This is a genomic window from Paenibacillus pinisoli (genome assembly GCF_003605435.1).
Classification (GTDB): Bacteria; Bacillota; Bacilli; order Paenibacillales; family Paenibacillaceae; genus Pristimantibacillus; species Pristimantibacillus pinisoli.
On sequence record NZ_QXQB01000001.1, the window covers coordinates 1,238,666 to 1,251,246 of the forward strand.

The window sequence follows — 12,581 nt, forward strand, 5'->3', positions numbered from 1 at the left end:
TTATCAATTTGTTAATTTCATGTAAACATTAGAAACGGCGGATCGTAAAGTTCCCGCTGCGCATCCGTTTCTCTAACCACTGCAATATCATATTGCGGAAGAGGGGTCTAGTGAACGGCAGAAGCATGATGATTCCGGCCAAATCGCTGAAAAATCCTGGTAAAAGCAGCAATAGTCCGCCCAGAAGCACGCATATCCCGTCAATCATCGCCCGGCCCGGAATTTGTCCGGACTGCATCTGTCTCTGCGCCTCCACCCAAACCTTCCGGCCTTCGAATTGCGCGACCAATGCGCCTGCTGCGCTTAACACAAGAATGAGCAGAAAGGTATTCCACCCGCCGATCCAATCGCCCATCCGGAGAATGCCCCAAATCTCGATAATGGGCACTACAATAATTGCGGCCAATATCCACCTATACATCATATTCCACCCTTCACTAGTAGCATGCACATAATATTATTTCAGGACCAGGGATAGACCCGGCAAACCGACTTATACGCTTCAAAACGGATCTGGTCTGGATGAGTCGGCAGGATTGCCTTCGTTGCTGCTCACCAGCCACTGCAATCTCCCTTACTTCCCGCTAATAAGCGCATACAGCTCCGGAAGGATGCGGTTCAGCCGCGCCGGCTGCCATTGGTCATTGACCCAGACATGCTTGGTGCCGCCCTCGACGAGCAATTCTCCCGGCAGTTCTTCGCCATACGCTACCTCCGCTGCTCGAAAGTCCCCCTCGGATACCCGGCGAACCTGTGACTGAAACTCTACGCGCAGCGGCGAGCTGCCGGCAATCCGAGTGCACACGACAACGAGATCATCATACCGGGCAGGCGCAACATACGTGCACTGCAGATCAACGACGGGCAGCAGCAGCCCTTTGCTTTCGATCGTTTTATAATCGTAGCCTGCGGCCCTTATCCATTCCGTACGTCCAACTTCGAACCAGGTTACATAATTGCCGTGAAAAACAACACCCATTTGATCCGTTTCCTGATATCTGACCCGAATCGGGTACAATCTCCATGTGCCTTCCATCTTCAACTGCCTTCCTCCGTTCTAGTGTTAGCGTCTTCCGCCTTCAATAAGCTTATGGTGAGAAAAAACCTCTAGCGAGGTCTGTCTTGATCGACACGGCCGCAATAGAGGTTAGTCCTGTAGTTGAATAAAAAGCGACGGTGTACGCACCATCGCTTTCTATCTCTTTATAAAGTTAATTACAGTACTTTGGATTGGCCGGAGTAGATAAAGCCTGTTTCCGCGTAAACCGTAACTTCCATGCCGTCCTTCAGTGTATCCGTAGCGCCAGTCACGCCCAGAATAACCGGTACGCTCAGGTTCAGACCGCATACTGCCGCATGGCTTGTAATGCCGCCTTGCTCCGTAATAACCGCTCCCGCTTTTTCGAATGCAGGCATATATTCCTTGTCTGTGGATACAGCAACCAGAATATCGCCTTGCTGAACTTTCTCGTTCGCTTCTTGCGGCGTGCGGGCTACTACCAGCTTGCCTGTTACCGTCTGGCTGCCGATGCCTTGGCCTTTTGCCAGCAGCTCGCCGATGTGGTGGATCTTCATTAGGTTAGTTGTGCCTGCAAGTCCTACCGGTACGCCAGCTGTAATGACAACTGTATCGCCAAGCGCGAGCAATCCTGTGCCCATTGCGCCTTTAACCGCATTTTCGAACATTTCGTCAGTCGTAACCGCGTCATCGCCCTTAACCGGAATTACGCCCCAGCCTAGTGCCAGACGCTTCATCACTTTCGAATCTGTCGTTACGGCAATGATCGGAGCCTTCGGACGGTATTTGGATACCATACGAGCCGTAAAGCCGCTTTGCGTAGAGGTAACGATCGCTTTCGCATTCAGGTCAAGCGCGGAGTTCGCTACCGCTTGGCTGATCGCTTCCGTTACGGAAGTTTGCTGAGCGTTCGCTTGCTTCGTGAAGATCTCGCGGTATTCCAGCGCGTTTTCAGCACGCTCTGCAATACGGGACATCGTCTGTACCGATTCCACCGGGTATTTGCCCGCAGCTGTCTCGCCGGAGAGCATGATTGCATCCGTGCCGTCGAAGATCGCATTCGCTACGTCACTCGCTTCTGCGCGAGTCGGACGCGGGTTGCGCTGCATGGAGTCCAGCATTTGTGTTGCTGTAATAACCGGCTTGCCTGCACGGTTACACTTCTTGATCATCATTTTTTGTACCAGCGGCACTTCCTCCGCCGGAATCTCAACGCCAAGGTCGCCGCGGGCAACCATCAGGCCGTCGGACACTTCCAGAATCTCATCCAGGTTGTCTACGCCTTCCTGGTTTTCGATTTTGGAGATGATTTGAATATGGCTCGCGTTATGCTTCTCCAGCAATTCGCGGATTTCAAGAACGTCGCTTGCTTTGCGCACGAAGGAAGCTGCGATAAAGTCTACGCCTTGCTCGATACCGAAGATGATATCGTTCGCATCTTTTTCCGTAATGCCCGGCAACGAGATTTTCACGCCAGGGACGTTTACGCCTTTCTTGCTCTTGATCGGGCCGTTGTTCACGATACGGCAGTGAATTTCCGTGCCTTCAATGGACTCTACCGTCAGGCCGATCAAGCCGTCGTCGATCAGGACGGTCGAACCAACAGACAGGTCATTCGGAAGATTGTTGTACGTCACCGGTATACGCGTGCGGTCGCCCAGAATTTCTTCCGTTGTCAGCGTAATCGCCTCGCCTTGCACCAGCTCAATCGGCTCTTCCTTCAGCTTGCCCAGACGAATCTCAGGACCTTTCGTATCCAGCAGGATCGCAACCGATGTGCCGAGCTCAGCGTTAGCGAGTCCAACGTTTTTGATGCGGTTGCCATGCTCCTCGAAATCTCCGTGGGAGAAGTTGAGGCGGGCTACATTCATACCGGCCTGGATCAGTTTCTTTGTGTTTTCCAGTGATTCGCTGGAAGGTCCGATTGTACAGACGATCTTAGTTTTGCGCATGTTATGTTTCCTCCGTTTAGTGCCTGAAATGTCTTTATGGAATATAAATACACGCTCCCGCGGGCTTGTCCCCCGCGGTGGAGCGATTGTATACGTTAGTTAAGAGTCGGGGCAGCTTCCTGTCCCTGGGAGCCGCTGGCTGCCAGCCCGCTTCCCTGCTCAGCTGGAGGGGATTGATCCTGGGCTTCGCTGGCCGCCTCGGCCTCAGCCATCTGGAAATATCCGATTTTGCGGAACTTATTGTAGCGATCCTCAATCAGCTCATCGGCGCTCATCTTCAGAAGCTCTTGGAGATGAGTCCAAAGCCCTTCCCTGATGCGCTCCGACTGGAACTCCAGATCGCGGTGGGCGCCGCCCTGCGGCTCCTCTATAATCTGCTCGATAATGCCGAATTCAAGCAGGTCCTTCGCGGTAATCTTCATCGCCTCTGCAGCCTGGTCGGCTCTCGAAGCATCCTTCCAGAGAATCGACGCCGCGCCGTTCGGCGAAATTGCCGAATAGATGGCGTTCTCCAGCATCAGCACACGATTGCCGACGCCAAGCGCCAGCGCTCCGCCGCTGCCTCCCTCGCCAATGACCACACAGATGATAGGCACACCGAAACCGGCCATTTCGCGCAGATTGCGCGCAATCGCTTCCGATTGTCCGCGTTCCTCCGCCGTATTGCCCGGATAAGCGCCTTTCGTATCAATAAACGTAATGATTGGGCGATTGAACTTGTTGGCCTGCTGCATGAAGCGCAGCGCTTTGCGGAAGCCCTCCGGATGGGGACTGCCGAAGAAGCGAGCGATGTTATCGCGCGTGTCCTTGCCCCGCTGATGGCCAATGACCGTCACCGGCGTGCCATTCAGCTTGGCGAGGCCGCCTACGATCGCGAGATCATCAGCGAACAGCCGGTCGCCGTGCAGCTCCATGAAATCGGTAAAGATCGCACCGATGAAATCGAGCGACGTCGGGCGCTGATGATGACGCGCCAGATGCATCTTCTGCGCAGCAGTCAGCTCGCTGTACAGCTCCTCTTCCAGCTGCTTGCAGCGCTCTTCCAATCGAAGAATCTCTTCGGAGAAGTCGATGCCTTTGCCGACGCTGAGGCTTTTCAGCTCTTTAATTTTCTGGCGCAATTCCACAATAGGCTTCTCAAAAGGCAATTCATTCGGCATGGAACGATTCCTCCTTCACGCAATGAATGTCCAGCAGCTTCGTGAGCGTTGCCTTCATATCCTTGCGGTGCACGACCTTATCCAATTGACCGTGCTGCAAGTTGAATTCCGCTGTCTGGAAGTTGTCCGGCAGCTTCTGGCGAATCGTCTGCTCGATTACGATGCGTCCGGCAAAGCCGATAAGCGCGCCGGGCTCGGCCAAATTGTAGTCGCCAAGGCTCGCGAAGCTGGCGGATACGCCGCCTGTCGTCGGATCGGTAAAGACGGAGATATACAATCCGCCCGCTCCCTGGAACTTCGCCAGCGCTGCGCTAGTCTTGGCCATCTGCATCAAGCTTAGAATACTTTCTTGCATACGGGCGCCGCTGGACGTCGAGAAAATGATAAGCGGAAGCTTCTTCTCATGAGCCGCTTCGATCGCTCTAGTAATTTTCTCGCCGGCTACGGAGCCCATGCTACCTGTGAAGAAGTCGAAGCTCATTACGGCTACGACAACAGGAAAACCGCCAATCTTGCCTTCTCCCGTCACAACGGAATCGCGAAGATTCGACTTGGCTTTCTGCTGCTCAAGCTTATTGGCATAACCCGGGAAGGACAACGGATCGACCGATTCCATCGTCGCATCGTATTCCGTCAGCTTGCCGTCGTCCAGCGTCATGCCGATTCGCTCCCACGCGCTCAGCCGGTAATGATGGCCGCATGACGAGCATACCTTCAAATTTTTCTCCAGCTCTTTGCTGTATTGAATCGTGCCGCACTTGGAGCACTTATTCATCAAGCCTTCTGGAATATCTCGCTTTGGACGCTCCGCCGAAGGGATCGTCGCATATTTTTTTTTCGAAAATAAGTCCTTAATTTGCACTGTTACACCTCTCAAGGCGCAATAATATTGAATTAGCCATCAAGGGCGGAACAAGGAATTGAATACTTCCTGCACTTCCTCTAGCTCGCCTGACGGAACTAATATCTCATATTGCTGTTTAGACAGATTGACGGGCCGGACCTTTATCAAAAAACCTTCTTCCGTGAGCCGCTTCTTGATGTTTTCTGCCATTTTTGCTGTTGGTGCGATATAGATAACCGTCCACATCTTGGTACCTCCTGATAACCCCGCGTTAGCAAAGTTAACCTGTCAAACGTTCACGACTGTCGCCGTCCTGTCTAGTAAAACCAAACAAATCCCGCCAAAAGGCCATATGATGCCATAATGATAACATAGTTATGGCGAATCGGGCAAATGATATTGGATGGCTTTCGGATCGCCATGGGCGATGCGGGCGGATGCCGCAGCCGCCAGGCCGGCTACCAAATCGTCCAGAAAGACATGGATTTTTTCGCCTTTGACATTCAATTTGCGTATGATGCCGGGCTTCATTTTGTCCAAATATCCGAAGCTTGTGAGCCCTATCATGCCGTATACGTTCGTAATGCCAAGGGCAAGCGTCTCGTCTACGCCATACAAGGATTCATCGCGCTCCATAATAGATTGAAGCGGCTCGGGCAGAAGCTTGCGTTCAGCAAGCTCGTCAAGGGCGATGCCGGTATAAAGCACATATTGCACTTCCCTTTTCTCCAGCACGGCGCGCACGCTCTCGCGGCATTCCTCTATACGAAGATCCGGATTGTACGGCGATTGCAGCGTAAATACAATCTCCGCAACATCCTCCACAGTTACGCCGCGTGTTGCCAGCCATTTTTCGATTGCGTTCACGGACATCCTTCCTCTCGGGGCCTGCTTGTATCTCTATGCATATGCGTGTACAAGCCATAATGTGCATGGAAATACAAATCCCGATAAGAGGAGCGGCCGCACTTTATCTGATTACAGCCGTGCCTGCGCCCAGCAGCCCCTCGATCGCCCCCATCAGCTCTGGCCCTGGCTTCACGCGATGGCTTGCGCTGAGAGCAATGGCCTTGCCCTCCCGTTCATAGAACAACGCGCAATCCATCATGCCCGGATGGGACAGAAGAAGTCCTTTCAGCGCGTTCAGCACGTCAGCGCGTTCATTGCTTTCCGCAATCTTGATATACAGCAGCTGGCGTTTTGAAGGCCGCGTCCCGCCGCTTGCGGCAATTCCTGCAGAAGCAGCCGGTTGCCGCCGTGGCGCATCATTCCCGCCCGTATGCGATGATGATTTCTTAGTTGGCCGGCTCTGTCCGCCCTCAGCGGATACCGAATGCCCGCTTCCGCCAGGCTCGATCCGTAACGGCGCAGCTGTATTAGCGTCCTGCCGCAGCGGCGGCCCCGCAGCGCGATTCGATGCGCCTCCAGCCTGGACTGGGCGGGCTCCGTCCATTCTGGACGAGCGGGTACGCGCCGAATGCCGCATGCGCCTTGCCTGCGCTGCCATATATTCGTCTGTTCCTTCTATTGGAACGACGTCATCGACCAGCAGCTTGAAATCTTCTTCCTCGTGCTGGACCTTCGCCTGCACGAGGACAAGCCCGTCTTTGGCAAGCTTGGCGCCAACCCGCTTCCATACAGCCGGGAACACGACGGCCTCTACCCGCATGATGCGGTCCTCGACCTCCATAAAGCCCATCGCATTGCCTTTCTTATTAGTGAAAGGTTTCAGTCCGGCTACCATCACGCCAACCACCGCCGTTGTCCCATCCGCCGCATCGTTCAAGTCTACCAGACGGTCCAGCTCCAGCGTATCCAGAAGTTCGGCTACCGCATCCAGCGGATGTCCGGACAAGTACATGCCAAGCAGTTCACGTTCAAAATCGAGCTTTTGGGAAGTTGTGAACGGCCTGATATCCGGCAGCTCCACATCCCAATTCTGCACTTCCTCGAAGCCAAACATCTCGATCTGCAGCTCTTCCTTCTCCTTGCGCCATTTCACCGCCGTCTCCACCGTTTCTTCAAGCGATGCCAGCAGCTGGGCGCGGTGGGCAGGCAAGGAATCCAGCGCGCCGGCTTGAATCAGCGATTCCAGCACGCGCTTGTTCACTACACGCAGATCGACCCGCTTGCACAGATCAAGAAGGCTGGCGAACGATCCGTTCTCGCGCTCCCTCAGGATAGCGTCGATCGCCTGCGTGCCTACGTTCTTAATGGAAGCAAGCCCGAATCGGATCGCGGAGCCCACCGGCGTGAAGGACACGCTGCTTTCGTTCAAATCCGGCGGCAGCACCTCGATGCCCATCCGGCGGCACTCGTCGGCATATTCCGCCGTCTTGCGCATATTGCCTGTAACCGAAGCCATCATGGAAGCCATGAACGGCACGGGATAATGCGCCTTGAGCCAAGCGGTCTGGAAGGCCAAGACGCCGTATGCGGCGGCATGCGCCCGCGGGAAGCCGTAATCGGCAAAACGGACGATCATGTCATAGACCCGGTTGGCTTCCTCCTCGCTATACCCTTGCCCCAAGCTGCCCTTCACGAAGTGGGCCCGCTCTTCATCGAGCACCTCGCGCTTCTTCTTGGAAACCGCACGGCGCAGCAAGTCGGCTTCGCCAAGCGAGAATCCCGCCATCAGAGAGGCGATCTGCATAATTTGCTCCTGATAGACGATAATTCCGTACGTGTCCTTCAGAATAGGCTCCAGGCTCGGATGGGGATAGGCGACATCCAGCACGCCATGCTTGCCGCCGATATACCTCGGGATAAACTCCATCGGACCCGGACGATACAGCGCCAGCACAGAGATAATATCTTCGAAGGTCGAAGCCTTCAGCTCGCGCAGCACCCGCCGCATGCCTGTCGACTCCAACTGGAAGATGCCTGTCGTATCGCCGCGTCCGAGCATCGCATACGTGACGGGATCGGAGTCGTCAATCGTGCGGAAATCGATTTCCTTGCCGAACAGCTCCCTCACCCAGTCCAGCGTCCGCTCCAGAATGGATAATGTACGAAGGCCCAGGAAGTCCATCTTGAGCAGGCCGATCGCTTCCAGATGCTCCATGGAATATTGCGTGAGCGGAATCGTCTCGCTTCCGCCCTGCAGCGGAACGTAATGCGTGAGCGGCTCCTTCGCAATAATAACGCCTGCGGCATGGGTCGAGGCATGGCGGGGCATCCCTTCCACCTTGATCGCCATTTTCATCAGCGCATCCGTCTTCGGCTGCCGCTCGCAGGCGGCCCGCAGCTCCTCGCTCTGGCGCAGCGCTTCCTCAAGCGTAATGCCAAGCTGGTTCGGGATCAGCTTCGCGGCCCGGTCCACCTCCTGGAACGGCACGTTCAGCGCTCTGCCTACGTCCCTGACCGCCGCTTTCGCCGCCATGGTGCCGAACGTAATGATCTGGGCCACATGCTCCTCGCCATACTTGGCGGAGACATAAGCTATGACTTCGTCGCGGCGCTCGTCATTGAAGTCGATATCAATATCCGGCATCGAGATCCGCTCCGGGTTCAGGAAGCGCTCGAAGAGCAGCTTGTATTTCAGCGGATCGACATCCGTAATCCGCAGCACATAAGCAACCAGGCTGCCTGCTGAGGAGCCCCGCCCGGGACCGGTGCGTATGCCGCGTTCATGAGCGAAGCGGATGAAATCCCATACGATCAGAAAATAATCGCTAAAGCCCATATTCTCGATGACGGACAGCTCATAGGCAAGCCGCTCCTCCGCCTTCGCGCGGAAATCCGATTCATCCGCCCAAGCCGGCAGGCCCGCATATCGCGATGCGAGACCATTCCGGCATAGCTCCGCCAAATATTGCGCAGAGGTCGCCCCCGCCGGGACGGGACGGAACACCGGCAATGCCGCTCTGCCGAACGTCAGCTCCAGATTGCATTTGTCCGCAATCTCTATCGTATGTGCTATCGCCTCCGGCACATGGCGGTACAGGGCCGCCATCTCTTCGCCGCTCTTCATATACAGCTGGTCCGTCGACATCCGCATCCGGTCCGCATCCTCGACCGTCTTGCCTGTGCCGATACAGATAAGCACATCCTGTACGCCGGCGTCTTCCGGCCGCAAATAATGCACATCATTGGTCGCGACTAGCTTGATGCCTGTCTCCCGCGCAAGCTCGATCATCGCGGCCGCTACCTTCTTCTGCTCCAGCATGCCGTGGTCCTGAAGCTCCAGATAGAAGTCATCCCCGAAGATCGACCGGTATCTCAGCGCTGCTTCCCTTGCTTCATCCGGACGGTCATAAAGCAGATGCTGGGACACCTCGCCTTTCAGACAAGAGCTTAGGCAGACCAAGCCTTCAGCATGCTTCGCCAGCGATTCCATATCCACTCTCGGCTTGTAATGGAAGCCTTCCAGATGGGCTAGCGAGCTGAGCTTCATCAGGTTGCGGTACCCCGTCTCATTCTTCGCCAGGACGATAAGATGATAGGTCGGATTGTCCTTCCGGGCTCCCTTCTCGAATCGCGAGCCCGCCGTCAAATATAACTCGCAGCCGATAATCGGCTTGATTCCGTTCGCGCGGCAGGCGCGATAGAACGGAATAGCCCCGTACATGACGCCGTGGTCCGTCAGGGCAAGCGCGTGCATGCCCAGCTCAGCGGCCCGCGAAGCCAAGTCCCGTATGCGGGCGGCGCCGTCAAGCAGGCTATATTCGCTATGCGCATGAAGATGTACAAATGCCTTTTCTTGTCCGGCACTTACGCCCATGGTATGACCGCCTTTCTAGCAAACCTCTGTTCTCATTTTTAAAGTTAACGCTATTTTATCATAATCGGGTTGGACACGCCCATAGAATGGTATAAAGCGCTCGGACCCACGGATTGGAGGCAAGGGGCATGACCTATTTTTTATCAAAAGCGGGTATGGATTTTTTTATCGCCTTTGGCATTGTCATCGGTGGAGCCATGCTGGCGGGCGTCGGCTCCGTCTTTATGCTGATGCCGCCTGCCACCGTTATGCTCGACACCGCGCTCCGCCTGAAAATATGGGCCATTGTAGCAGCGATAGGGGGCTCCATCGATCCAGTGCGGGTCATTGAAAGCAATATATCGCTGGGCCATCTGTCTCCGGTCGCGCAGCAAATCTGCTTTATTCTCTTCGCATTCCTGGGCGCGCATATGGCCACCGAGCTGGTCCGGCTTATATGCAAAGGGGCGGTGTAGTCGATGAGGCTGCCGCCGTTCTCGCGATATGTAAGAGGGATGCAGTTTTTCGGCGTCTTTTTATTGGGCATGCTGGCAGGCGCGGTTACGCTTAATTCCCTGTTTGTTGCGCAATTTGAGGCGTTGTACCATACGAAGAACGAGCTGGAGTCCAAGCTGGAGCAGTACGAGCAGGATATTCGGGGGCTGAATCAATACAAGAACCAGCATACGGTTATCAAAAGCATTCAGCTCAGGCTCGCCGAGAACAGCGGCAAGCGGCTCCATCTGGACAAAGTGACTGAAGCGGAGCTGATTAAGCGGGTAAAGGAAGACCTCTCGATCTTCCTGGGCCAGAGCATCTATGAGGTTGATTCCAACACCAAATTCGCCCGCAAGCTGCTGGAGAGAAAAGTCTATGAAGATATTAACGGAAAAGACTATGTTGTCGAGCTGCAGACGGTGCTGCTCGCGGACAATGTGCTGCAGATCTGGATGAATGCGCTGCCCCATGCCAAAGCTCCCGCATCTTAAGAGGTCGTTCAAAAAGTCCGCTTTTGATCACGAGCAGTATGAGGCCGTTCAAAAAGTCCGCTTTTGATCACAGGCTTGAAGCAATCGCGCACGCAATCTGATACAATAGAAAGCGATTCACAAGCCGCAACCTCCGATTACAGCGTATGCGGCCTCTATTCTTCGAATTCAAAGGAGCTGCATCAATAACATGGATCAATTGCTGCAATGGCTGCTATTCCCGAGCATCCTGATCACGCTGGCGCTCTCGACGGTATTCAGCTACAAGTCGCGCCGGGCCAGGGATACCAGAACAAAGGGCATACAAGGGGCCAGAATGAACATAAGCATGGGCGCTATGCTGCTATTTATAGCCGCTGTCCAGCTCTTCCTGTCCAGCGAATCAACGCTTCGCATCATCATTGGCGCGGTCTTCATCGTCATCGGGCTGTTCAATCTGTTCGCAGGCCTGCGCAACCTGAGCGCCTATCGTTCAATGCCCGCAAGCGAGCAGCCGCACCGTTAATAAGGGTCGATCATCTGGGCCGTCAGCATCGCCTTGGCGGCTAATCCCTGCCGGTCCAGCACTTCGATCTCCAGCTTGGAGAACTTGCGGCTCAGCTCCAGCGGCCGCGGCTTAATAACCACTTCACTATCAATCTGAACGGGCCTGACATAATAGGAAGTCATGCTCTCCAGCAGGAAGTCCCGCTTGCCCGTATCCCGGATCATTCTTCTGGCTGCCAGCGCCATCAGCGTCGTCAGCAGTCCTTCGGAAGCCATCCCCAGCGTTCCCGACATCTGCGGCGTAATAGCCCCCTTGTAGCTGATTCCAGCATCGTCCGGGCTGCTCTCCTCCGTCTGGATAAACCCCGCCCACATCAAATCCTCGAATGTCTGTCCCGATTCCGGCTGCTTGCCTGCGAATCGCATCGCATCCAGCACCTCTTGCCGCGTCACCACGCCAAGCAGCTTGCGATGCCGGTCGACGATCGGCAGCAGATCAATGCCCTCCGCCGCCATTGTATGGGCCGCGGAAGTCACCGTAATATTAGGAGCAGCCGTAATAGGCTGTCTGGTCATCGCCTTATCCACCGGAATATCTTCCTTGGACCCTACCGCATCCTTCGCCGTCATCATCCCGATCACTCTGCCGCGGTCGTCAACGACCGGGAAGCGTGAATATCCCGTCTCCTTCGACAGCTTGTTGTAATCGGCCACCATAGCGCCTGTGCGAAGCACATCTGCCGGACGGCTGAACGTAACGATGTCCTCGATCAGCATAATCTTCCGTTTGATCAGCCTGTCGTACATCGCTCTGTTAATCATAGAAGCAACTGTATACGTATCGTGCCTGGAAGACAGGATCGGCAAAGAGAGCTCGTCTGCAAGCGCAATGACCTCTTCGCTTGGTTCGAACCCCCCTGTAATCAATACGCCTGCACCCTGCTCCAAAGCCCGGCGGTGAACGTTCACCCGGTTGCCCACGATTAGCAAGCTGCCCTGGTCGATGTAGCGAAGCATCGCTTCCAGCTCCATCGCGCCGATGACGAACTTATGCAATGTTTTGTCCAAACCGTCAACCCCGCCGAAGAGCCGCCCCTCTACGATCTGGGCGACCTCGCCGAACGTCAATTGATCCAGCGCATCGCGGCGCTTGCGGTCGATCCGCACTGTGCCTATACGTTCCTTCGTGCTGACGAGACCGGACGCCTCCGCTTCCTTGAACGCCTTGTATACCGTGCCTTCGCTGACGCTCAGCTCCTTCGCAATGGCTCTGACGGATATCTTGGTGCCAATCTTAAGACTCTGTATATGCTGAAGAATTTGCTCATGCTTGGTCGTTGTATCATTGCCTGATTCATGGATCGTGCTCACGTGCGTTCCCTCCTCGATAGCTCCATTATAGGCCATGGAATCGGGAAAACGGAAATCCG

General features: G+C 55.1%; 12 protein-coding genes. 3 read left to right on the plus strand and 9 right to left on the minus strand.

Annotation, left to right across the window (positions count from 1 at the left end):
* Positions 1–28: 28 nt before the first annotated feature.
* The 8 genes from D3P09_RS05815 to D3P09_RS05850 form a co-directional block, all read right to left on the minus strand.
* Positions 29–424, minus strand: a complete 396-nt coding sequence (locus tag D3P09_RS05815) for an FxsA family protein (protein ID WP_341538277.1) — start codon at positions 422–424, stop codon at positions 29–31.
* 150 nt (positions 425–574) lie between these two features.
* Positions 575–1,036: an acyl-CoA thioesterase gene (locus D3P09_RS05820; protein WP_120108557.1), complete on the minus strand. Its 462-nt coding sequence runs from the start codon at positions 1,034–1,036 to the stop codon at positions 575–577.
* Between the two features lie 179 nt (positions 1,037–1,215).
* Positions 1,216–2,970, minus strand: coding sequence for a pyruvate kinase (gene pyk / locus D3P09_RS05825; RefSeq protein ID WP_120107954.1), 1,755 nt, complete (start codon positions 2,968–2,970; stop codon positions 1,216–1,218).
* 95 nt (positions 2,971–3,065) lie between these two features.
* The gene (locus D3P09_RS05830) at positions 3,066–4,130 is read right to left on the minus strand and encodes an acetyl-CoA carboxylase carboxyltransferase subunit alpha (protein WP_120107956.1); all 1,065 of its coding nucleotides are present in this window, start codon (positions 4,128–4,130) and stop codon (positions 3,066–3,068) included.
* On the minus strand, positions 4,120–4,992 hold the full coding sequence (gene accD / locus D3P09_RS05835) for an acetyl-CoA carboxylase, carboxyltransferase subunit beta (protein ID WP_120107957.1): 873 nt from the start codon (positions 4,990–4,992) through the stop codon (positions 4,120–4,122). The genes D3P09_RS05830 and accD overlap by 11 nt, the downstream gene beginning before the upstream one ends.
* Positions 4,993–5,031: 39 nt before the next feature.
* Positions 5,032–5,220, minus strand: coding sequence for a glutamate decarboxylase (locus D3P09_RS05840; protein ID WP_120107959.1), 189 nt, complete (start codon positions 5,218–5,220; stop codon positions 5,032–5,034).
* Positions 5,221–5,349: 129 nt separating this feature from the next.
* Complete coding sequence (locus D3P09_RS05845; protein ID WP_120107961.1) at positions 5,350–5,847, minus strand: phosphatidylglycerophosphatase A family protein; 498 nt, start codon at positions 5,845–5,847, stop codon at positions 5,350–5,352.
* Between the two features lie 97 nt (positions 5,848–5,944).
* Positions 5,945–9,697, minus strand: a complete 3,753-nt coding sequence (locus D3P09_RS05850) for a DNA polymerase III subunit alpha (protein ID WP_120107963.1) — start codon at positions 9,695–9,697, stop codon at positions 5,945–5,947.
* Between the two features lie 128 nt (positions 9,698–9,825).
* On the opposite strand from D3P09_RS05850, the gene D3P09_RS05855 reads away from it, so the two are divergent.
* From D3P09_RS05855 to D3P09_RS05865, 3 genes are all read left to right on the plus strand, one after another.
* Positions 9,826–10,152, plus strand: coding sequence for a YtrH family sporulation protein (locus D3P09_RS05855; RefSeq protein WP_120107965.1), 327 nt, complete (start codon positions 9,826–9,828; stop codon positions 10,150–10,152).
* Positions 10,153–10,155: 3 nt separating this feature from the next.
* On the plus strand, positions 10,156–10,665 hold the full coding sequence (locus D3P09_RS05860) for a sporulation membrane protein YtrI (RefSeq protein ID WP_120107966.1): 510 nt from the start codon (positions 10,156–10,158) through the stop codon (positions 10,663–10,665).
* Positions 10,666–10,855: 190 nt separating this feature from the next.
* Positions 10,856–11,170 carry a YtpI family protein gene (locus D3P09_RS05865; protein WP_120107968.1) on the plus strand — a complete coding sequence of 105 codons (315 nt, stop codon included), beginning with the start codon at positions 10,856–10,858 and terminating at the stop codon, positions 11,168–11,170.
* Here the strand turns inward: D3P09_RS05865 and D3P09_RS05870 are convergent.
* On the minus strand, positions 11,167–12,513 hold the full coding sequence (locus tag D3P09_RS05870) for a DRTGG domain-containing protein (RefSeq protein ID WP_243643952.1): 1,347 nt from the start codon (positions 12,511–12,513) through the stop codon (positions 11,167–11,169). The two genes, D3P09_RS05865 and D3P09_RS05870, sit on opposite strands and share 4 nt — an antisense overlap.
* Positions 12,514–12,581 lie beyond the last annotated feature (68 nt).

Excerpts from the sequence above, each read along its gene's own strand:
- D3P09_RS05815 (WP_341538277.1), bottom strand. The coding sequence starts at position 424 with ATGATGTATAGGTGGATATTGGCCGCAATTATTGTAGTGCCCATTATC.
- D3P09_RS05820 (WP_120108557.1), bottom strand. The coding sequence starts at position 1,036 with ATGGAAGGCACATGGAGATTGTACCCGATTCGGGTCAGATATCAGGAA.
- pyk (WP_120107954.1), bottom strand. The coding sequence starts at position 2,970 with ATGCGCAAAACTAAGATCGTCTGTACAATCGGACCTTCCAGCGAATCA.
- D3P09_RS05830 (WP_120107956.1), bottom strand. The coding sequence starts at position 4,130 with ATGCCGAATGAATTGCCTTTTGAGAAGCCTATTGTGGAATTGCGCCAG.
- D3P09_RS05840 (WP_120107959.1), bottom strand. The coding sequence starts at position 5,220 with ATGTGGACGGTTATCTATATCGCACCAACAGCAAAAATGGCAGAAAAC.
- D3P09_RS05845 (WP_120107961.1), bottom strand. The coding sequence starts at position 5,847 with ATGTCCGTGAACGCAATCGAAAAATGGCTGGCAACACGCGGCGTAACT.
- D3P09_RS05850 (WP_120107963.1), bottom strand. The coding sequence starts at position 9,697 with ATGGGCGTAAGTGCCGGACAAGAAAAGGCATTTGTACATCTTCATGCG.
- D3P09_RS05855 (WP_120107965.1), top strand. The coding sequence starts at position 9,826 with ATGACCTATTTTTTATCAAAAGCGGGTATGGATTTTTTTATCGCCTTT.
- D3P09_RS05860 (WP_120107966.1), top strand. The coding sequence starts at position 10,156 with ATGAGGCTGCCGCCGTTCTCGCGATATGTAAGAGGGATGCAGTTTTTC.
- D3P09_RS05865 (WP_120107968.1), top strand. The coding sequence starts at position 10,856 with ATGGATCAATTGCTGCAATGGCTGCTATTCCCGAGCATCCTGATCACG.